This window comes from Haloarcula sp. CBA1129, assembly GCF_008729015.1.
Classification (GTDB): domain Archaea; phylum Halobacteriota; class Halobacteria; order Halobacteriales; family Haloarculaceae; genus Haloarcula.
On sequence record NZ_RKSM01000001.1, the window covers coordinates 330,663 to 351,353 of the forward strand.

Genomic DNA, 20,691 nt, shown 5'->3' on the forward strand with positions numbered 1-20,691 from the left:
GCCTTGAGTTCGTATGGCAGTCGCCCGACACGAGACCGGTCCGCTCGCGGCCGTGAGTGCCCTTGCTTCTCAGATCCATCCGGTGTTTATGTTGCCGCCGCTAGCGACCTCGTTGTTCGGTGGGTTGCTCTCCGGGGGATTCTGGCCGCCGGTGGCCGCGCTCCACGCGGGCGCGATGTTCTTCGCGGTCTACACGGCCCACGTCAAGGACGGCTACGTCGATTTCCACGTCCGCGGCGAGGATGACGATCATCCCCTCACCGGTTCGGGCTGTCGGATGGCGCTGGTCGGTGCCGGCATCGGCTTCGCGCTCTGTACGGCGGGCATCTGGGTGCTGGTCGGTCCCGTTGCGGCGCTGCTGACGGTTCCGACTTGGGGTATCGGCTACACCCACGCGCCGCAACTGGATATGAATCCCGTCGGTGCGACGATGGGCTATCCGACGGGTATCGCGCTGGCGCTGCTGGGTGGCTACTACGCTCAGGCGATGACGCTGACGCCGCGTGCCGTCGGTCTCGCGGCCGTATTTCTCCTGTTACTGACTGGCATCAAGATTATCGACGACGAGCAGGACTACGACTACGACCGGTCGATACAGAAACGGACCGTCGCCGTCGTACTGGGCCATCAACGCGCCCGGCGGCTCGCGCTCGGCCTGTTCGCAGCGGGCCTTCTCGGAATCGTGGGGCTGTCCGTGGCATTGCCCGGCATCCCGCCGAGTGCCGCGGCGGCTGCACTCGTCTTCGGGACGGTTGTGGCTATCGCCCAGCGAGGCGACCCTGAAACCGCGACGATGCTTTTGATTCGCGGGTCGTATCTCCTGTTGGCCGTCCTCGTTACCGCCGTCTGGTTCCGGCCGCTAGCGTGAGGCTGTGGCTGTTCTGCCAGTCGCTGGTCCACTGGCCGTTCGAAACTGCTATGGCTCGACCCGCTCCTCGTTGTCAGCCCGAAACGTGTGTGAGGACGTGAGTCGCAGAGACGACCAGCGAAATCGTCACCATCGAGACAGCCATGACACCGGCGACGACCGGCGGGAGGTTCCCAGTGAGGCCACCGACTGCGAGCAGTGCGGCGGCAATGGTCGTACAGACAAGCAGCGCCAGATGGACAAACAGCCACGGTCCGACGCGGCGGAGCGAACCGAGCACTGTCTCGACTCCTGTCGACTGTGTCGGCCGGACTCGCTGGCCGGGTTTGTAGTACTCCGCGGCAGTCCCGTAGCCTGTACTTCCGCCGCGGGTCTGAGTGGGCCGCTGTGTCGCTTTCGCCCCTGCCTCGCCCGCTGTCTCTGTGTCGGCCCGTTGGTCGACATACTGCTGTGCGATGTCACTGACACCGCCCGTGGCTGTTCCTCTGTCCGCGCCGCCGTCGACGTGCCTGTTGACGTATGCGTCGTGGCCGAGCTGGTCATATCGCTCTCGCTCGGCCTCGTCCGTGAGCACGTTTTTCGCCTGCGTGAGGCGTTTGAACCGTTCTCCCGCGTCGGGGTCGTCACTCACGTCCGGGTGATGTGCCTTCGTCTGCTCCCGGTAGGCGCGGACTATCGTCTCTTCGGTGGCATCTGGGTCAACGCCCAGAATACCGTAGAACGTCGCTTCCATACACACCCCTGTGTGTTTATCAAGTGGAACTAGACGTATAATAAAATATCCACTCCCTCAGTTCGCGATATCGCCCGTCTGTTGCCGAGTCGCCGGACTGAAACTGCGTGGCCACCACCGTCCCTGTATGGACGACGATACAGAGAACTGGGCGACGCAGTTGCAAGCGAACCGGGACGAGAAAGACCGCTTCTTCGCGGAACATCGCCAATCTCCGATTCCGCCGGAGGACCGCGACGACTTCGACGGGCTCAGCTATTTCGAGCCGGACCCCGAGTATCGGGTCGAGGCAACGGTTACTGTTCACGAGACGCCGGGATCGGTCGATCTGGAGACGAGCGACGACCGAACGGTTCGCTATCTCCACGTCGCGACGCTGTCGTTCGACCTCGACGGCGAGTCCCGCGAACTGCGCGCGTTCCGACAGGCCGCCGACGAGTCGCGGACGCTCTTTGTCCCGTTCCGGGACAAGACGACCGGCCAGCAGAGCTACGACGGCGGCCGGTACATGGAACTGGAGCCCGACCGCGACCTGAGCGACGGCGACGAAATCACGCTGGATTTCAACCTCGCGTACTCGCCGTTCTGTGCCTACAGCGACACCTTCTCCTGCCCGCTCCCGCCGGAGTCAAACTGGCTCGAAACCGCGGTGACGGCCGGGGAACGAACCGATTGAGTCGTAGTTACCGGCAGTTACGATACCAACACCAAACGAATTGTTTACACATCGCCACGACCAAGATAGCGTATGGCAACTGATACCCGGGAAGATCCAGTCTTTCATATGGCGGTGAAGGCCTTCCAGTACGGGTTTACGCTTTTTTCGGCGCTCTCGCTTGGGGGGCTAGGACTCCTGTTCGGCTCGCTACTGCTGCTCACGATCGCTTTTTCGCTATCACTCGTCGCAGGAGTCCAGATAACACAAGTACAGACGCTGGTCCTTGGGCTGATAACGGTTCAGGGAATCGGCTGCCCGGTTATCGCCTTCACGTACATCAAGCTCAGGCCGGTGATCAGATCGAAACTCCGCGAACTCATCTCGTATCCGCCAGACACTGAAACGTTCACTATCGGTGCTTCTGTGCCGAGTTTCCGCGAGGCCGGCATCGTTGTTCTGGGCTACGCCAGCGCGATGTGTGGGCTCGTGGTAGTGGCCGTCATCATTACCACGCTCGTCTCGATGTTCGGGATCGAAACGGCAACGAATCAGGCGGCGGAGATCGGGATGGAGAACCCCGATGTTCTCCTCCTGTTGATTCCCGCCTCGTTCCTCCTCATCGGCCCCGGCGAGGAACTGCTGTTCCGCGGCGTCGTTCAGGGCCGTATCCGGGACTACTTCGGCCCTATTTCAGGCGTCACCATCGCAAGCGTCATTTTCGCCAGCATTCACTACCCCGCCCTCAGCGGCGGGTCGGTCACAGGGAAACTTGTCGGGGTGTGTGCCCTCCTTATTCCGTCGCTCATCCTCGGCGCGACCTACGAGTACACGGATAACATCGTCGTCCCGTCACTCATCCACGGCGCGTACAACGCCACGCTGTTTACTGGCCTGTACGTCACCGTGAAGTTCAGTGGTGAACTCTCGTCTGCGGCGGGCACCCTCACTCTGGGGTAACGCCGTTCCCGATCCAGATTTTGCACACAATCCTCGCCTCAGTCTGGAAGTCTTTCACCGACTGCCCATCCCTATCTCGTGGTCGGACCCGAGGCCCCCGCCGACTCGTCCGGCACTAGCCATTCAGGAACGACCCGCGTGAGGACGACCATCCCGGACAGTTCGACGAGCGTCTGCGTGACGACGACGGCCGGCGCGAGCCCATACCCGGACGGCAAGGCGAGCGCCAGCGGGAGCATCACGAGCGAGTTCCGCGTGACGGATGTGAACACGAGCGCCCGGCTCGTGCCGGGTTCCATCCCGAGGAGCCCGGCGACAGCCCGCCCGAGCACCGGCATGATGAGGAGGAACGCCACGTACACCGGCACGACCGCAGCGATCTGATCGATGGAGTCCCGCACACGCGGGAGTTGCGAAGCGATAACGACGAACAGCGTCGCACCCATCATCGGCACTGGGAGCCACCCCATCGCCTGCTGACACTGCTCACCCCGCCGTGACCGGTCCGCCCAGAGTTCGGTCCCCCACGCTAGCGTCAGCGGCAAGGCGATGATGACGACGAACGCTTCGATGAACGGCCCGGCCTCGATGAACTCGGCGACCCGCCCCATGAACAGCCAGAGATACAACGGGAGCAAGAGCAACTGGACGAGCATCAGTGCCGGCGTCGCGGCCGTGATCTGTTCGGCGTCGCCGTCGGCGAGTTCGGTGAACGTAATGACGTAGTCGATACACGGCGTCAGAAGCACCATGAACACGCCGACGAGAATCGCTGGCTCCCGTGGCAGGAACCGCGTGAGCCCGAACACCACCCCCGGAACGATCAGGAAATTCATCCCCAGCGCGGCCAGCATGAACTGCCTGTTCCGGAACGCCTGTCGGATGCGGACGAACGGAATCTCCAAGAACGTGACGTACAGCAACACCGCCAACACAGGATTGATGAGTGCCTCCAGCGTGGTCCCTGCACTCGGCCGTCCAAGGCCGACTCCGACCGCAAGGAGGACGGCGACAGCGTACAGGCTGACCTGATTGTACTGAACCCACTCCTTAGAGAGTCTGTTCATTCCATTACGGTGTGTACACGGCTGTTCAAACGGCGGCCGATTGCTTCCGCCCCGACCAGTACCAACGACGAGCGATCACGCGCCATCTGTATACAGTCTCCGTGTGATGCAACGTACTTAGCTGTCGCTCACAGAAGTCGAAATATCGCCCGGAACACTAACGTCCGGCATCATCCTCGGCGGTGTGCCACGTCAGCCGGCAAACCCTCGTGCCGGGCGGGTCGTCGAATGACGACCAGATGCGGTGTGAACCGCGGTCATGTCGCGTGCCCGGGTTCTCCGGATCGTCATCGTCCCGGTGACGGGCCTCAGCCGGGGATTGAAGGCACGCATCCGTAGTTCGCCGGTCGCACACCTAAGGGTGACGTTCAGATGGCGTAGTCGTCCTCACGCAGTTGGACGTACTTGCCGTTGCGGTAGGAGAACTTCCCCCACTTGTAAGAGAGAACCATCTTGATGCCGTTGAAGCCGCCACGGAGCGCCGCATCGGCCTTGATTCCTCGGGCGTCCATCAGGTCGTTGGCGGTGGTGAAAGCCCGGTCCCAGTCGCTGGGTCCCCAGTCCCGAACCATGTCCGCGAAGGTGACGTTCCGGAGAATTTCGTCGCCGATGGCGTCGTGCCAAGCGTCGTTGTACCGTTCGAGTCGGTCGGTCGCGGCGAGGCGACCGGCGATGCGCCCGGTGCGAACGGCGACATGGTCGCCGCCCTCGTGGAACGCTGAGGTGGTCCCCATTGCCCCGCCGACCACGGCGATTCCAGCATCGACCGGGGATTCTATCGGCCGCGTCGAGGAGATGGGATACGTCTCCGTGCCCTTCGCTTTGCCGCGGTCCTCGACGAGCGGGAAGTCCTCAAGGTCGTACGCCTGAAACTCCCGTTCGAGCAGTCGCTCGATGTACTCCCGGCCCTGTGGGATGCTGTCGTCGCTTGCTTTGAGCAGGTCCCACTCGCTGCGGTCGTACGCGTCGATGTCCAGTCCGATGGGCATCGTCAGACCGATCCGGGCGACCGGGGCGTCGTTCGGGAAAATCCACGGGTAGGCCGTATGGCCGGGCATAATGCCCCACCAGAACTCGATGAACTCCGGCGTGAACAGTTCCTCGGGCATCCGGCGATGCTCCTGATAGGCGATGTGGTTCACCTTGTTCGACGGCATGATGTCGGCCATCGTCTGTCCGGCCGGGAGGAACTGGTCGAGCGTGCCCCCGGTGATAGTCCGCTGTGGGCCGTCGGCGAGAACCACGTACTCGGCGGCGATGTCCTCGCCGTTGGCCAGTCGAACAGTGTGTCGCGGCGAACTCCGCAGATCGGTTTCGACGCCGGTGACGCTGACGCCGACGCGGTAGTCCGCACCCGCTTCCGTCGCCCGCTCGCGCAGCCAGTCGTCGAACCGCGCTCGATGAAACGTGATGCCGAAGCCGTCGGCGCTGGAACTGATACCGGTCTCCGTGAGCGTCATCTCTGTCGAGGGGCCGTAGAACTTCGCCCCGTCGAGTTCGCTCAACACCACGTCTTCGGGGAACTCCGACCGAGGAATGCCCATGATGTCGAACCAGTAATCGAGCAGTCCGGCGGCATCCGTCGAGTCCGGTCCCGTCCCCTCACGGTCGGCTCTGGGAACCCCCTTTTCGAGGAGGACGGCGTCGGCCCCGTGGTCGGCCGCAGCCTCGGCCGCCGACGACCCGGCCGGGCCACCACCCACAATGGCGACGTCTACGTGTTCCATACCCGCTACGGCGTCCCGCGCCCGCTAAAACCTATTGTCTTGCACCGAATCTACGGTCTGATGCCCTCATCTGACTACACTGGAACGCACTGCGCGCTACGGTTCGGACACTGCATCGGCGAGTGATACGTCGTGCTGTTCCAGCCGTTCGACGGCCCGCTGGTACGCGTCGCTCTCCGCGAGCGCTGTCGCCCGAACTGCGTCAGCGACCGTTGCCCGGCGGTCGGCAAGCCCCAGTAGTTCTCGACGGTTCGTTCCGTACTCGCACCGGCGACGAACTGCCGAGAGTACCGACAACAGGGTATCTCGGTCGGCGGGCTTTCTGAGATACGAATCGACGGGAATGTCCAGAATATCCACGTCCGGTTTGACGCTACTAATCATTACGACTGCAGGGGTTACTGACCGCTGTCTGAGTCTTTCGGCGACGGTTTCGCCGCCCAGTTCCGGCATCTGTCGGTCCAGCAGTACCGCATCGATTGAGTCGTCGATCCGCTGTAACCCCGTACGGCCGTCACCGGCCTCTATAATCTCGTATTCCTCCGGAAGCCAGAGTTTGTAGAGCTGTCTATAGTCCTTATCGTCATCGATCACCGCAACGCTCGTCGGTCTCCCCATGCCTTCGAAATGCTACGTTAGTCATCCTACAAATATGCTAAGATATCGGTATACTATTAGTACAAATTTTACTAATCTAGACTGGTAATTCCGGCGTTCTCTAAGTGGTTAAGTACTAACAATTTCACCGGCGTGCGGTCAACGGACTGCCGGCACCGTTTTGAGGCCCCCGCGTGGAACAGCCGGTATGGTTCCGCACGCCACAGGAGGGGTTCAATGGCCGACATCGTCGTGATGCGCTACGACGTTCACGGAATGCCAGTCGACCAGTATGTGTCCGCGCTCCGGGAACGACTACCCGAGAAAAACATCGCCGTCGCGGAGACGCCAGAGGCTGAGCGGGACTTGATTGCGGGCGCGACAGTCCTGACCGGCAACGATGTCTCACCGGAACTGGTCGACACTGCCGACTCGCTACAGTTGTTTGCAGGAACATACGCTGGCTACGACCACCTCCCACTCTCGGAGCTTGCGGACCGGGATATCGCACTCACGACGGCCTCCGGCGTCCACGGCCCGAACGTCGCTGAGAACGTCGTCGGGTCGTGGCTCGCCTTCGCTCGCGGGTTCTTTACCGCCCGCCGACACCAGCGCAACAACGTCTGGCAGTCGTTCCACACCGACGACTTTGCCGGCAGCCGTGTCTGCGTCGTTGGCCTCGGCGAGATCGGGGAGGCCATCGTCAGCCGCGTTCAAGGGTTCGACGTGGAGACCGTTGGCGTCCGCTATTCGCCGGAGAAAGGCGGCCCGACCGACGAGGTGTACGGCTTTGACGAGATTCACGAAGCGGTCGCCGACACGGAGTACGTCGGCCTCGCCTGCCCGCTCACCGAGGAGACGCGCCATCTCATCGACGAGGAAGTCTTCCGGACGATGCGTCCTGATGCAGTCCTCACGAACGTTGCTCGCGGCCCGGTCGTCGATACGGACGCGCTGGTCAGTGCGCTCCAGCGCAACCACATCGATGGCGCGGCGCTGGACGTGACTGACCCCGAACCGCTGCCCGGCGACCACCCGCTGTGGGACTTCGAGAACGTCCTCATCACGCCACACAACGCCGGCCACACGCCGAGCTACTACGAGCGACTGGCCGACATCGTGGCGGAAAACGTCCGGCAGGCCGAGCGGACCGGCGAGTGGGACGGGCTCAGAAACCAGATCGACCTCTAGTCACTGTCGGCTGGCGAGATAGCCGTCCCGTACCTCATACAGGAAGTAGATCACCACTGCCAGAGCGAGCGTACCACCCAGTAGTTGCTTGAGCGTGACGCTCCCGAGACTGGTTTGCCCAGCAATCTCTTGCAGGAAAGCAACCACGGCTACCATTGCCGCAATTCCGACGTACCGCCACCGGGCCGCAACTGGAATGGTCTCACTATCATCCACAAGAGCTAGATACAGGTGTACACCACCGAACATGACGAAGTTTGTGCCTGCAAAGAACGCGACTGAGCCGAGCCGTCCGAGCGGAAATACGAATGGACGGAGCACTGATACGACAATGACCACGCTCACCACCCCGATCTGAAGCTTCGTATCGCGGGAGACCATATGCCGGAAGTCGCGTCTGGCCGTGAAAAAATATCGGACTGTCTAGCAGTTCTCGTGCGACGCGGAAGAACGGCGCTCGACGTCTGCGACCGCTACAGATAGCCGCGCTTGTCAAGCAGTTCGCCGTTCAGCACGCTCGCGCCCGCCGCGCCGCGCATCGTGTTGTGCGCGAGGCAGTTGAACTGGACGCCGTCGGTCGTCTCGCGGAACCCGCCGACAGCGACGCCCATGCCGTCTTCGATGTTGCGGTCGAGTCGCGGCTGTGGGCGGTCGGGTTCCTCGAACACTGTGATGAGGTTCTCCGGCGAGGACGGCAGGTCGACACCGCTGACAGATTCCATTGCGGCCTCGGCATCAGCCGTGGAGATGTCCTCGGCTGTGTCGGCCCAGACGTTCTCTAGGTGGCCATCGAGCGTCGGGATGCGGTTACAGGACGCGGCCACGTCCATCTCGTTGAGGTGGACCTCCGCGCCGTCGAAGGAACCGAGCAGTTTGCGCGATTCGCTCTCCATCTTCTGCTCCTCGCCGCCGATGTGCGGGATGGCGTTGTCGATGATCTCCATCGACGAGACGCCGGAGTAGCCCGCGCCGGAGACGGCCTGTAGCGTCGAGACGCGCACGTCGGTCAGGTCGAACTCGCGGTCGAGAGCGGCCAGCGGCGGGACCATCGTAATCGTCGAACAGTTCGGGTTCTTCAAGAGCGCGCCGTCCCAGCCCCGTTCGTCCCGCTGGACCTCGAGCAGGTCGACGTGGTCGGCGTTGACTTCCGGGATAACAAGCGGCACATCTTCGTCCATCCGACCGTTCGAGGAGTTCGAGGAGACAGTGTAGCCGGCCGCACAGAACTCCGGTTCGACCTCCGCCCCGACACTCGACGGGAGCGAAGAGAAGATGAGATCGACGTCGTCGGGTACCGAGTCCGGCTCGGTAGCACGGACCTCCAGCCCGGCCACGTCCTCTGGGATCGGGGAGTTGACGCGCCACTTGGCGGCGTCCTTGTATGTCTCGCCAGCGCTTTCGTCGCTGGCTGTCAGTGCGGCGATTTCGAACTCGGGGTGGGGGTCAAGCAGTTGGATAAGTCGCTGCCCGACTGCGCCAGTCGCACCGAGTACACCTACGCGTACAGTCATCGGTTGACACACGGCTGTGGGTGGGCAAAACAGTTTGGATACGGAGTCATACCACTGCCCTCGTAGGATTACTCACTCTCGGTGTCCTCGAACACCCACTCGATGACGCGGGCCTCCACGAGGTCCCGTTCCTCGACGTACGGGTCGTCGCGGTTCGCCAGCGTTTCCGCGGCCTCAGCGCGCATTTCGGCTTCGATTTCCGTATGGTCCGGCTCGTCTCGGATATCATTCAGCAGTGCCTCGAAGTCCTCGCGGAGGTCGAAAGAGGCGCGGGCGGCGTTACACCGGGACAGCGGGCTCATTCCGGTCTCTAACACGAGATCGCGAACCGTCTCCCAGTCGGAGCCACAGAAGTAGATAGACACCTCGCCGACGATGTCCTGCCATGCGATGGGGTCGGCGTGTTTCAGCAGCGGGACCGCCCGCGGCGGCAGGTCCAGACGGGTCTCGGTGTCCGGATTCCCACACAGACAGCAGGCCTTCTCCGTTTTCCCCGTGTACATGCGCGGGTATTGGACTGCGCGTATTTGGACCCATCGGCGTCAGACGGCTCCAACAGGGGCGACAGCTACCCCCGACTGTGCCCTGCTGTGATAAAACAGTATGGCCCACCTCGACAGTCCGTCACACCGGACAGGAACGTTTTAATCACCGGACCGGCCACACATCGGTATGGATACCGCCGAGCGACTCGATTTGGTGACACGACACACCACAGAGGTCGTCACCGAGGAGGAACTGCGGACGTTGTTCGAGGACGGCGACCCGTCGGCGTACATCGGCTACGCGCCGACCGGCGAGATGCACATCGGCCACTTCACGACGATGCGGAAGCTCGCGGACTTCCTGCGGGCCGGCGTCGACGTGACGGTCCTCATCGCCGACCTGCACGCCCACCTCGACGACAACAAATCACCCTTCGACCTGCTCGATGCCCGCTCGGCCTACTACGAGACGGCCATCGAGGGCATGATTGAAGCGGCTGGCGCGGACCCCGAGGACGTAACCTTCGTCCGCGGGACCGACTTCCAGCTCGACGAGGAGTACACACTGGAGATGTACCGGATGGCCGCCGAGACGACCATCTCGCGCACCCAGCGCGCGGCCAGCGAGGTCGTCCGCGAGTCAGAGAGCCCGAACCTCGGCGGGCTCATCTATCCGTTGATGCAGACGCTCGACGTGAAGGCGCTCGATGCTGACATCGCCTACGGCGGCGTCGACCAGCGCGGCATCTACATGCTCTCCCGCGAAATTCTCCCCGACCACGGCGGCGAGTCGCCGATCTGTCTGTTCGCACCGCTCCTCTCTGGCCTCTCGGGCGGCAAGATGAGCGCCTCCGACGAAGCGTCGAAGGTCAATCTCACCGACAGCCCCGACGAGGTCGACGAGAAGATCAATCAGGCGTACTGTCCGGCCGGCGAGGTCGAGGAAAACGGCGTGCTGGAGTACCTCAACCACCTCGTCTTCCCGATTCTGGATGTTCGCGGCGAATCGTTCGTCGTCGAGCGCCCCGAAGAATATGGCGGCGACCTGACCTACGAGAGCTACGACGAGGTCGAATCGGACTTCGTCAGCGGCGACCTCCACCCGGCCGACCTGAAGCCGTCCGCCGCGGGCGCTATCTCGGAGGTCATCGACCCGGTTCGGGAGCGACTGGCCGACGAGGAAGCGCTACTCGCCGAGGCCTACCCCGAGAAGTACGGCGCGGAGTGACGCGGTCGACCGATGCCGTCCCCTGACCCAACCGCCGGCAGTGATACAGACGGCGAGCCATCGCGGGCCGCCGTCCGCCGGACCTACGAGGACATCGGCGACCACTTCTCGAAGACCCGCGAGTACGCTTGGCCGGAGGTCGAATCGTTCGTCGAGGAGTCAGACCGCGTTGGGACGGCGCTCGATATCGGCTGTGGCAACGGCCGCCATTCGGAACTGCTCGCGGCCGTGGCCGACACCGTCGTCGGTCTCGACGCCAGCCGCGCGCTCCTGCAGGCGGCGACCGACCGCGTCGGCGACAGCGTCGCGTTGCTGCAGGGCGACGCGACCCGACTCCCGCTCGCTGCCGGGGCCGTCGACCTCGCGGTGTACGTCGCGACGCTGCATCACCTCCCGTCTCGATCTGCACGCCGCGCCAGTCTGGACGAACTGGCCCGCGTGCTCGCGCCGGACGCCCGGGCGCTGGTCAGCGCGTGGAGCACGGCCCACGATAGCTTCGACGCCGACCCTGACGCGGACGAAGGCTTCGACACGACCGTCGACTGGACGCTCCCCGGCGGCGAGACGGTCCCGCGGTTCTACCATATCTACGCGCCGGCCGAATTCGAGCGTGATGTCGCCGACAGCGACCTCCGACTCGTCTCGGTGGAGCTGTCAAGCGGCAACTGTTACGGGGTTGTCGAGCCAGAAGGGAAACGCACTTAATTGCCTTCCATCTATGGACGTGTACGTTCGCACTCGGGCGGAACGCGAGTCAGATGACTCGTCACCTTCCCACGGGTGAGCGGCGGTGGTGAGCAAATCCCTCGGATTTGCGAACGACGCCGCGCGCGAACGGAGTGAGAGCGCGGCGGTGGTCTAGTGGTAGGACCTGAGCCTTCCAAGCTCATGGCCCGGGTTCAAATCCCGGTCGCCGCATTTTACTGCGAGCAAATCCGCGAGCAGCGAATTCGCTATCTAGGGATTTGAATCACGCGAGACGAGTGAAACGAGTCTCGCCATCGGGTTCAAATCCCGGTCGCCGCATTTTACCGCAGTAAAAACGGCCAGTTGAGGCGGTAGCGGTCGCTTTACCATCCGACGAGGTCTTCCAGCCGCCTCAGTGACCAACCCCTCACTCCGGTTCGACGGCGGTCTGGTCGAACTCTTGCCAGTCGTCGCCCATCCACTCTTGCAGGCGGTCGGTGACGCCGGCGAAGTCCTCGCCGTCCTCGAAGGACTCGACGACGACCCAGCCGTCGCCGTCGCGGTCGTAACCGAGGCTGTAGCCACGGTCGCCGTTGATGATAACGACGAATGCGGCCACTACATCCAGATCGGGGAAGAACCCGACCGGTGCGAACCCGTAGTCGTCGTGCTGAGTTTCGAGGGCCGAAATCTCGCTCGTAGAGAGCGGTCTGTCCGGCAGTGAATCCGTCAGTTCCGTCATTACGTCGCAGTCATGGGGAGCGGGCTGAAAGCGTTTCGAGTGGGGCGCAGCCGGGACGTGGGAGAAGTGTGAGTTGTAAATCACTTCAGCCAACATTGAAGTACCATCGTGCCTTTTGTTAACATGGAGCTTCCTACGCTCCCGGCGGGAACGACCGTCGTACCATCCGGGATTGGCATCGGCGGACGACAAACCGCTGGTGGAGCATGGCCACTCCACCGGCCACGTATCGCTTTGAAACCAACAGCACACGGAGCATCTGACACCCCACCCCCACCACTTTCCCTGCTCCCGTTTTCCGAGCTGTTTTCGACACACCTGCCCTCTTGACCTGATAGCCTCGGTGAGGGCCGGTGGGGTTTTCTGCAAGTACGCGTAGCGTCGGGTATGGACGCCGCGCGGCTCCCTGGGACCAGCGGACCCGAGCAGATAGTCGCGCACGTCGATATGGATTGCTTCTACGCCGCTTGCGAACAGCGGCGGGAGCCGGCACTCAGAGGCGAACCGCTCGTCGTGGGCATGGGCTACGAGAGCGGCGCGACCCACGGGGCCGTCGCGACAGCGAGCTACGAGGCGCGGGCGTACGGCGTCGAATCCGCGATGGCTATCTCCGAGGCGCTGGACCGACTCCCTCGCAAAGTCGAGGCCGTCGAGGACCCGGACTTAGACGTCGAGGACGCGGGGTTCTACCGCCCGGTGGACATGGGATTCTACGAGTCCGTCGCCGCGGACGTCCGGGAAATCCTCCACGCGGAAGCGGCTGTCGTTCGCGAAGTGAGCATCGACGAGGCGTATCTGGATGTCACCGAGCGTGTCTCTTGGGAAACCGTCGAGTCGTGGGCACAGGACCTGAAAGACACCATCGAGTCGGATGTCGGCGTGGTCGCGAGTGTCGGCGTCGCGCCGACGATGAGCGCCGCGAAGGTGGCAAGCGACCGCGACAAGCCGGACGGGCTGGTCGTCGTCGAACCCGGAACAGTCCGGGAGTTCTTCGCCGACCTCCCGGTCGAGGATGTCCACGGCGTCGGCCCGGTCACCGCCAGAGAGCTCGATACACTCGATATCGGAACCGCGGGGGACTTGGCGGCCGCCGACCCGGAGCTGCTGGCCGAGCGCTTCGGCGAGCGCGGCCGCGAGATACGCCGCTACGCTCGTGGCGAGGACGAGCGGTCGGTGACACCGAAAGGCGACCCAAAAAGCCTCTCACGGGAGTCTGCGTTCACCGAGGCAACGACTGACTCGGAGGCCAAGTGTCGGCAAGTCCGCACGCTCGCCGACGCTGTTGCCGACCGCGCCCGTCGGAAGGGCGCGCGCTACCAGACCATCGGTATCAAGGTCGTGATGCCGCCATTCGACGTGAACACGCGCGCTCGCTCGCTCCCCGGGCCAGTCGAAGAGCCCGAACTGATCAGGCGCGTCGCGTTAGACCTGCTTGCCGAGTTCGATGCCGACCCGGTTCGGAAGGTCGGGGTCCGAGTCTCGAATCTGGACTTTTCGGCCGGTGAGCAGGCCAATCTGGATAGGTTCGGCGACGATACCGGCACCGAGGAGACGGCCGACCCCTCTCTCGCCGGCACTGACGCAGTGACGGCTGACAGCCCGGACGATGCGGGACAGGTCGAGCTTGAAACGTTCGCGGAAAACGACGTGGGAACCGAGAGTGCTGGAGACGCAGTGAACAGCGGGCCAGACACTGGCGACAGCCGCGGTTCGCTCCCGCCCGGCCAGACCACGCTTGCGGATTTCTGACGGTGTTCAGGCGACGCCGTGTTCCAAATTCTCCAGCAGTTTCCCGACGAACAGGCCGGCCCGCGGCGAGATGGTGTCGTCGGCTGGGACTTCTGTTGGATGCGCGGCCAGCGTGTCGACGAACCGCTGGCTGTGGGTCATCGCGTGTAACATGTCGACCACGTCGACCACCAGCCCCTCGTCGCTGGTGTCCATGCCGGCGTACCGCTCCTTCTCAGCTTCGGAGTAGGTGATTGTCCACGCCGGGCCGCCGGCGGCCGCGACGATGTCGTCGAGCGGCGCCACCTCCAGCGGGCCGTCGTCACTCCCGACGTACACAACCTCGTCCTCGACGAACGTCTCGTATCTGTCCATGGACAGCCCCCACCGAACGACTGTGTCAAAGTATGCCATCACAATAGCCGTTGCCCCACCTCGAACCGACTGGCAATGATCACGGTCTGTCTTGCAACCGCATCTCTCAGTCTCGGGGATATCCGTTGGCCTGCACAATCGGTATACAACTGCCGTTTATCATGGAAGATATGGTTGAGTTCGGACCCCGCGACCGCGAGGCTGTCTACAAGGCCATCTATTCGCGACGGGACATCAGGCGATTTGTCGATGATCCCGTTCCAGAGGAAGCACTGGCACGGATTCTGGATGCAGCACACAACGCACCCAGCGTCGGGTTCTCGCAACCGTGGGACTTCGTTGTGATTGAGGATGAGCAGACGAAATCAGCGGTCGCGTCGATTGCCGAACGGGCGATAGCTGCCGCCCGTGAAGGCTATACAGAGCCGCGCAAATCAGAGTTCGGCCAGCTGAAACTGGAGGGGATAACCGATGCCCCGGTGAATATCTGTGTCACCTGTGACCCTACTCGTGATGCACCGCACGTTCTCGGCCGGAACACGATGCAGCGGATGGACGTCTATTCGACGTGTCTTGCCGTGCAAAACCTCTGGCTCGCTGCCCGTACCGAGGGTATCGGTGTCGGCTGGGTCTCGTTTCTGTATCCCCACGAACTCCGTGATGTATTGAACATTCCGCACCACGTCCAGCCCGTCGCCTACCTCTGTGTCGGATACCCAGCGGATGGCTTCCCCGCTGAACCGGTACTGCAACAGGAAGGCTGGCGTCGTCGCATCGACAGAACGGAACTGATCCACTACGACGAGTGGGACCCCAGTCGGACACCCGAAACGCAGTCATAACGGCTTCGGCGACCGAACCTCCGGTCGATCCCACACGAGATATGGAAGCCTGTGCGAACGATCTCTCGGAACGATTTCGAACGGTTTCGCCCGCATCCAGATCTGTACCACAGTTGATGGGCGTCTGACGGAGAGTTATGGGGCCTGCGCGTCTCCATCCTGACAGAAACGCATGGCAGAGACCGAACAGATAACCGTCGCGACGACAAGCGCGGGGCCGGGTGGGACCGGGGAACCGGGAGAGACAGTCAATCTCCCGGTGGTGGAACTGCTGACCGGCCGGGGGTTCATCACCGGTAAGAGCGGGTCCGGGAAGAGTAACACGGCGAGCGTCATTGCCGAGAAACTGCTCGACAACGGCTTTGGCCTGCTTATCGTCGATATCGACGGCGAGTACTACGGCCTGAAAGAGGAGTACGAGATCCTCCACGTCGGCGGCGACGAGGAGTGTGACATTCAGGTCACCGAGGACCACGCCGGCAAGATTGCCTCGCTGGCGCTGGAACAGAACGTCCCGATCATTCTGGACATCTCGTCGTTCCTCGACGAAGAGGAGGCCGAGACACTGCTGACCGAAGTGGCCAAGCAGCTGTTCGCCAAGGCGAAAAAGCAGAAACAGCCGTTCCTGATGCTCGTCGAGGAGTGCCACGAGTGGATGCCCGAGAAGGGGTCGATGGGTGAGGTCGGGAAGATGCTCATCAAGATCGGGAAGCGCGGCCGGAAACACGGGCTGGGCATCGTCGGCATCAGCCAGCGCCCCGCCGACGTAAAGAAGGACTACATCACCCAGTGTGATTGGCTCGTCTGGCACCGTCTGACTTGGAACAACGACACGAAGGTGGTCGGGCGCATCCTCGACAACAAGTATGCCGACGCCGTCGAAGACTTAGACGACGGCGAGGCGTTCATGATGAACGACTGGGCCGAGCAGGTCAGTCGGGTCCAGTTCCATCGCAAGCAGACGTTCGACGCCGGCGCGACGCCCGGCCTCGACGACTTCGAGCGGCCCGAGCTCAAGTCCGTCAGCGACGACCTCGTCTCCGAACTGGAGACCATCAGCGAGGAACAACAGGCGACGGAGAACCGCATCAAGGAACTCCGCGAGGAGCTGGACAAGAAGAACTCCCGCATCGCCGAACTGGAGGCGGAACTGCAAGACGCCAGAGACCTCTCTCGGATGGCCGAGCAGTTCACCGAAGCCATGCTGGATCAGGCCGAGGACTACAACCCCGGCCGGACGGAACAGGAGAAGATGCGCCGCCAGCACGAACGGTTTGCCGACCAGCCGGCGTCGGACGACGAGGCAGACGACGATGGCTCCCGTAACGAGCAGTCCGCGGAGTCGGACGAAACAGCCGATGCCACGTCCGGCGGCGGGTTCGGTGACGCGTTCAGTGCCTTCGCCGAGGACGGGGCCGCGATGAACGGTGGCAGCGCCGGGGACGGTGCGGCGTCGAACGGCGATAGCGCGGAAGCGGCGTCGAACGACGACGGTGCGGACCACAAGCCGGCGACGAACGGCCACGCCGCAACCGACGACGTAGCGACGACCGGCGCAAGCGCAGACGGCGGTGCAACGACGGTGTCCGCCAACGGTCACAGTGAATCCGACGACACAGCTGCTGCGAACGAAACTGATGACGCACAGCTGAAAGCGGCCATCGCCGAGGCCGTCGAAGCGGAGCAGACAGACGGAGCGGACGCATCGTCTGCCGACGAGACCACGGCGTTCGACGGTCCCGCCGTCTACGGCGACCTCCACGCCGACATCGAGGAGTTGGACCGAAAGACCCGCCGGATGCTCGCGTACTACCGCGAGCAAGGGCCCGGGACGCCGCTGAACGCCCACTTCTCGGCTGGCGGGTCCGGCGACCGGACCGCGGCCTACGCACGGAACAGAGAACTCAGACTCCGCGGGCTGGTCGAACACGTCGGCCGCGGAAAGTACGACACTCGGTTGACCGCGCTGGTTCGAGCGGAGAGCGACCGCCGACTCGACGAAGACGAGGTAGAATCGGTTGTCGCTCGACTCGAATCGATGTTTCTGGACGGAACTGACGAGTGAAAAGCTAGTTCTTCGGTACCGGTGCTTCTACAGGAGCGGTTCGACGAGGTCTTCGAGCGCCGCGCGCGGGTCGTCGGCCTTTGCGACGCCGCTCGCCAGCAGAACGCCGCTCGCGCCGAGATCGCTCGCCGAGACGAGGTCCTCACCGGTGGAGATGCCAGCGCCACAGAGCACGTCCACGTCGCCGTTGACGCGGGCAGCGGCGTCGACTGCGCCGGTCACGATGTCCGGGTCGGCCTTGCTGACGGGCGTGCCGGTTCCGATGAGTTCCGGCGGCTCGACGGCGACGCCGTCGGGGTCGAGCGCGGCGGCCGCGCCGATCTGTGCGGGATTGTTCGCACAGACGATGGTTTCGAGGTCCGCGCGGTCGGCGGCATCCAGCGCGCCGTCGATATCCGCGAGCTTGAGTCGGTTCTCGGAGTGGTTCAGGAGCGTCCCGACAGCGCCGGCATCTGCGGCGGCCTCGGCGAGGGTACTGCCGGTGTGGCTGCCGTGCTCGACGGCGCTGACGTGCTGGGCCCACGTCTCGACGCCGGTTTCCGCGACAGCGCCGATTTGTGCGGCCTGTGGCGCGACAGCGACGCGAACGCCGGAGTCGTCGCTCACGTCAGCAGCGGCGGTTGCTACCTCGACTGGGTCACATGGGTACGCCTTCAGATTGACAAGGACGAACATACGAAACGCACCGGTTGCTGTCGGGAAATAGGTTGCGAAGCCGCCGTTTGGCGTGCCTCCCACCGCGCACTCGTTCATTCTCGGCCTACCGCTCGGGGGTGACAATTATTACGCTTCAGCCGAGACAAAAAACGAGACAAGCCGTGACAGCAGGGGATGACGACACACCGACCGTTCTGATAGTCGAGGACGAACAACACTTGGCCGATCTGTACACCGATTATCTGTCTGACCAGTACCACGTACAGACGGCCTACAGCGGCGAGGAAGGTCTGGAACTGCTGTCGCCCGACATCGACGTCGTACTGCTCGACCGACGGATGCCAGTCGTCTCCGGTAACGAAGTGCTCGCACAGATCGAAGAGAAAGGCCTTCGATGCCGCGTCGCGATGGTTACCGCTATCGACCCCGACTTCGACATTATCGAGATGCGCGTCGACGACTACCTCGTCAAGCCTGTCACCCGTGACGATCTTCAAGCAGTCGTCAATCGACTGTACAAGATTCGGGAGTACAACGACAGACTCCGGACACTCACGTCGAAAAAGCTCAAGCGCAACGTCCTCCGCGTCGAGAAGACCGAACGGGAACTGCAAGACAGCGCACGATATCAGGAACTACAGAACGAGATCGAGCGTATCTCGTCGAACGTCGAGTCACTCGCAGACGAACTCGACGTAGAGAAAAGCGACCTCCAGCTGTGATCTAGTCTTTCCGTTTCACGACGTCGCCGAGCGTGTACTCGCCGTCGCTGCTCCCGCCGGACCACTCCGTCTCGTCGGCGCTGCCGCCCGCGCTCAGGGAAATTTCGAGCGCGCTTTCGAGTTTCTTCTGGACGTCATCGCTGGGCAGCGAGTTCCCCTGTTCGAGCTTCCGAATCAGGCTCGCCTTCTCGTTGAGCTGCTTGGCGAGTTCCTCTTGGCTGAGGCCCTGAGACTCCCGACCCTTGCGGATTCGGTCGTGGTAATCCTGTGCGATCTCGTCCATCTCGTCGAACATGTCTCGACGGCGGCCACCGGACCCGCCACCGCCCGAGGAACTCGACGAGGCGGATGAACTCGATGACGATGACGAGGAGGACGACGTCGAGTACTTCGTCGACGTGGACGACGTCTCCTCCGTCTTGACCTCCGTGCCGAAGTCGGTACACTCGTCACAGACGTCGAGTTCGGCTCCCTCTATTTTGACGCGGTTCGGAGACGAAACCTCCGTCCCGCACATCTCGCACTGAACCATACCGACGGCTTGGACTGGGCGCGGTTTGAATGTTGCCCTGCGCACGCTGGCGCGGGGAATCCTGTTCTCACGTAGACAGGCTTCCTGTTTCGATGACGTGACTTGCAGACATTCGCTGAAGATCAGCGGTGTCCGTAGCGGTCACAGTCTCCACAGGCGTTGATTCGGGCCATCCCAGCCCTAGTTCAGAAAACCCCCTTTGCAAGACGTTCATCGCTGCATTCGCATCCCTGTTTGTCTCAAACCCACATGATGGACAGGAGTGTTCCCGGACCCAGATGGACTTCGATGACTCCACACCACACACCGCACATTCTTTTGTCGTCCCTGCCGCTTCGACCTGCACAACGTGCGTACCGTACACATCGCCCTTGTATTCAAGCAAAGTGATAAACTGTCGCCACGCCGCATCCTGCTTGTTCCGACCGTTTCCATCCGCTCGAAGCATACTCTGAACGTTCAAGTCCTCCACAAACACGGCATCGTACTCCTTGACGAGCCACGTCGTTATTTTGTGCTGGTAGTCCAGTACTTTCCGGTGGATGTCGCGTTTGGCCTTCGCCACTTCGACTCGCTGATCCTCGTAGTTGTTCGACCCATGTTCTTTCCGCGAGAGTTTGCGGTGCGCACGTCGGAGTCGTTCGTATTCGCCTTCGAGGTCGAGCCAATCCACGGACTTCCCGTCGCTGGTATGGATGTAGTTCAAGATGCCGAGGTCAATACCCACGCTGTTGCTCGGGTTGAGTGAGTCCACATCGGGCTTCTCGGGCAAGTTAGCGTCGTCGATTTCCAACCCAAAGGAAACGAACCACTCACCGGTAGTCTCTTTCTTGAACGTGGCTTCCTTTATTGAGGAATCAGCAGGGATTGGACGGGAGTACCGTATTTTGACCCATCCGACTTTGCTGAAGCGAACGTACGCAAACCCGTCTTGGCCCCTCTTTTCATCGAGGTCGAAACCAGACTGGTTGTACGTCACGCTCCGGTAATCGGTGGGTGCTTGCCGTTTGAGACGACCAACGGTGTGCCCGTTCTCTTTTTGTTTACGAAGGTTCGAGAGGTTGCGGTGGAAGCGGGCAACGGTAGCTTGCGCGGCTTTCGAATACGTTTCCGCGAACACTGGCCATTTTTGCTTCCACTCAGGGAGTTTGTTGTTCTGGTCGAACTCACTCGGCTTAGCATCCACGGGGCTGTTCGTGTAGTCCCATCGGACGTGGTTGTATAGTTGGCGATGAATATCTACCTGATGTTCCAGTTCGTCCGCTACCCCTTCTGTCGGATAGGCACGGTAGCGGTAACTGTGTTCCATCGCTATCCTT

Annotated in this window: 22 protein-coding genes and 1 tRNA gene; 11 read left to right on the forward strand and 12 right to left on the reverse strand. The window is 62.5% G+C overall.

The features are described 5' to 3' along the window. The first annotated feature begins 13 nt into the window (after nucleotides 1-13). Nucleotides 14-868 (forward strand): UbiA family prenyltransferase, encoded by an 855-nt coding sequence (locus tag Har1129_RS01640; protein ID WP_151099069.1) that lies wholly within the window; start codon nucleotides 14-16, stop codon nucleotides 866-868. Nucleotides 869-941: 73 nt separating this feature from the next. Here Har1129_RS01640 and Har1129_RS01645 read toward each other — a convergent pair whose 3' ends face one another. Further along, nucleotides 942-1,601: a DnaJ domain-containing protein gene (locus tag Har1129_RS01645; protein ID WP_151099070.1), complete on the reverse strand. Its 660-nt coding sequence runs from the start codon at nucleotides 1,599-1,601 to the stop codon at nucleotides 942-944. 127 nt (nucleotides 1,602-1,728) lie between these two features. Here Har1129_RS01645 and Har1129_RS01650 point away from each other — a divergent pair, with 127 nt between their 5' ends. Both Har1129_RS01650 and Har1129_RS01655 read left to right on the forward strand, forming a co-directional pair. Beyond that, nucleotides 1,729-2,277, forward strand: coding sequence for a DUF1684 domain-containing protein (locus Har1129_RS01650; protein ID WP_151099071.1), 549 nt, complete (start codon nucleotides 1,729-1,731; stop codon nucleotides 2,275-2,277). Nucleotides 2,278-2,349: 72 nt separating this feature from the next. Beyond that, entirely contained in the window at nucleotides 2,350-3,216 is an 867-nt protein-coding gene (locus Har1129_RS01655; protein WP_151099072.1) for a CPBP family intramembrane glutamic endopeptidase, read from the forward strand. Between the two features lie 71 nt (nucleotides 3,217-3,287). Here the strand turns inward: Har1129_RS01655 and Har1129_RS01660 are convergent, their stop codons facing one another. The 3 genes from Har1129_RS01660 to Har1129_RS01670 form a co-directional block, all read right to left on the reverse strand. Further along, nucleotides 3,288-4,283: an arsenic resistance protein gene (locus Har1129_RS01660; protein ID WP_151099073.1), complete on the reverse strand. Its 996-nt coding sequence runs from the start codon at nucleotides 4,281-4,283 to the stop codon at nucleotides 3,288-3,290. 368 nt (nucleotides 4,284-4,651) lie between these two features. Next, nucleotides 4,652-6,010 (reverse strand): NAD(P)/FAD-dependent oxidoreductase, encoded by a 1,359-nt coding sequence (locus Har1129_RS01665; RefSeq protein WP_151099074.1) that lies wholly within the window; start codon nucleotides 6,008-6,010, stop codon nucleotides 4,652-4,654. A 96-nt stretch (nucleotides 6,011-6,106) separates the two neighbouring features. Next, entirely contained in the window at nucleotides 6,107-6,628 is a 522-nt protein-coding gene (locus Har1129_RS01670; RefSeq protein ID WP_151099075.1) for a response regulator transcription factor, read from the reverse strand. Between the two features lie 216 nt (nucleotides 6,629-6,844). Between Har1129_RS01670 and Har1129_RS01675 the strand changes: the two genes are divergently transcribed. Then, on the forward strand, nucleotides 6,845-7,798 hold the full coding sequence (locus tag Har1129_RS01675) for a D-2-hydroxyacid dehydrogenase (protein ID WP_151099076.1): 954 nt from the start codon (nucleotides 6,845-6,847) through the stop codon (nucleotides 7,796-7,798). Here Har1129_RS01675 and Har1129_RS01680 read toward each other — a convergent pair whose 3' ends face one another. The 3 genes from Har1129_RS01680 to Har1129_RS01690 form a co-directional block, all read right to left on the reverse strand. Further along, nucleotides 7,799-8,179, reverse strand: coding sequence for a hypothetical protein (locus Har1129_RS01680; RefSeq protein WP_151099077.1), 381 nt, complete (start codon nucleotides 8,177-8,179; stop codon nucleotides 7,799-7,801). Between the two features lie 92 nt (nucleotides 8,180-8,271). Beyond that, the gene (gene asd / locus Har1129_RS01685; protein ID WP_151099078.1) at nucleotides 8,272-9,309 is read right to left on the reverse strand and encodes an aspartate-semialdehyde dehydrogenase; all 1,038 of its coding nucleotides are present in this window, start codon (nucleotides 9,307-9,309) and stop codon (nucleotides 8,272-8,274) included. 68 nt (nucleotides 9,310-9,377) lie between these two features. Then, nucleotides 9,378-9,812, reverse strand: coding sequence for a hypothetical protein (locus tag Har1129_RS01690; RefSeq protein WP_151099079.1), 435 nt, complete (start codon nucleotides 9,810-9,812; stop codon nucleotides 9,378-9,380). A 169-nt stretch (nucleotides 9,813-9,981) separates the two neighbouring features. Here Har1129_RS01690 and Har1129_RS01695 point away from each other — a divergent pair, with 169 nt between their 5' ends. The 3 genes from Har1129_RS01695 to Har1129_RS01705 all read left to right on the forward strand — a co-directional run bounded on the left by Har1129_RS01695 (nucleotide 9,982) and on the right by Har1129_RS01705 (nucleotide 11,940). Next, nucleotides 9,982-11,022: a tyrosine--tRNA ligase gene (locus Har1129_RS01695; protein ID WP_151099080.1), complete on the forward strand. Its 1,041-nt coding sequence runs from the start codon at nucleotides 9,982-9,984 to the stop codon at nucleotides 11,020-11,022. Between the two features lie 12 nt (nucleotides 11,023-11,034). Continuing rightward, nucleotides 11,035-11,727, forward strand: coding sequence for a class I SAM-dependent methyltransferase (locus Har1129_RS01700; protein WP_151099081.1), 693 nt, complete (start codon nucleotides 11,035-11,037; stop codon nucleotides 11,725-11,727). 142 nt (nucleotides 11,728-11,869) lie between these two features. Then, nucleotides 11,870-11,940, forward strand: a tRNA-Gly gene (locus Har1129_RS01705). Between the two features lie 196 nt (nucleotides 11,941-12,136). Here the strand turns inward: Har1129_RS01705 and Har1129_RS01710 are convergent. Next, nucleotides 12,137-12,451, reverse strand: a complete 315-nt coding sequence (locus Har1129_RS01710; protein WP_151099082.1) for a hypothetical protein — start codon at nucleotides 12,449-12,451, stop codon at nucleotides 12,137-12,139. Between the two features lie 387 nt (nucleotides 12,452-12,838). Between Har1129_RS01710 and dinB the strand changes: the two genes are divergently transcribed. Then, nucleotides 12,839-14,200: a DNA polymerase IV gene (dinB, locus tag Har1129_RS01715; RefSeq protein WP_151099083.1), complete on the forward strand. Its 1,362-nt coding sequence runs from the start codon at nucleotides 12,839-12,841 to the stop codon at nucleotides 14,198-14,200. Nucleotides 14,201-14,206: 6 nt separating this feature from the next. Here dinB and Har1129_RS01720 read toward each other — a convergent pair whose 3' ends face one another. Then, on the reverse strand, nucleotides 14,207-14,554 hold the full coding sequence (locus Har1129_RS01720; RefSeq protein ID WP_151099084.1) for a hypothetical protein: 348 nt from the start codon (nucleotides 14,552-14,554) through the stop codon (nucleotides 14,207-14,209). 170 nt (nucleotides 14,555-14,724) lie between these two features. On the opposite strand from Har1129_RS01720, the gene bluB reads away from it, so the two are divergent. Both bluB and Har1129_RS01730 read left to right on the forward strand, forming a co-directional pair. Further along, nucleotides 14,725-15,396, forward strand: coding sequence for a 5,6-dimethylbenzimidazole synthase (gene bluB, locus Har1129_RS01725; protein ID WP_151099085.1), 672 nt, complete (start codon nucleotides 14,725-14,727; stop codon nucleotides 15,394-15,396). A 172-nt stretch (nucleotides 15,397-15,568) separates the two neighbouring features. Beyond that, the gene (locus Har1129_RS01730) at nucleotides 15,569-17,461 is read left to right on the forward strand and encodes an ATP-binding protein (RefSeq protein ID WP_151099086.1); all 1,893 of its coding nucleotides are present in this window, start codon (nucleotides 15,569-15,571) and stop codon (nucleotides 17,459-17,461) included. 27 nt (nucleotides 17,462-17,488) lie between these two features. Here the strand turns inward: Har1129_RS01730 and tpiA are convergent, their stop codons facing one another. Next, nucleotides 17,489-18,136, reverse strand: coding sequence for a triose-phosphate isomerase (gene tpiA / locus Har1129_RS01735; protein ID WP_008309909.1), 648 nt, complete (start codon nucleotides 18,134-18,136; stop codon nucleotides 17,489-17,491). A gap of 98 nt (nucleotides 18,137-18,234) precedes the next feature. On the opposite strand from tpiA, the gene Har1129_RS01740 reads away from it, so the two are divergent. Then, nucleotides 18,235-18,840: a response regulator transcription factor gene (locus Har1129_RS01740; protein ID WP_151099087.1), complete on the forward strand. Its 606-nt coding sequence runs from the start codon at nucleotides 18,235-18,237 to the stop codon at nucleotides 18,838-18,840. A gap of 1 nt (nucleotide 18,841) precedes the next feature. Here the strand turns inward: Har1129_RS01740 and Har1129_RS01745 are convergent, their stop codons facing one another. Beyond that, nucleotides 18,842-19,372 (reverse strand): multiprotein bridging factor aMBF1, encoded by a 531-nt coding sequence (locus tag Har1129_RS01745; protein WP_151099088.1) that lies wholly within the window; start codon nucleotides 19,370-19,372, stop codon nucleotides 18,842-18,844. Nucleotides 19,373-19,439: 67 nt separating this feature from the next. After that, nucleotides 19,440-20,681 (reverse strand): RNA-guided endonuclease TnpB family protein, encoded by a 1,242-nt coding sequence (locus Har1129_RS01750; protein WP_151099089.1) that lies wholly within the window; start codon nucleotides 20,679-20,681, stop codon nucleotides 19,440-19,442. Between the last annotated feature and the right edge of the window lie 10 nt (nucleotides 20,682-20,691).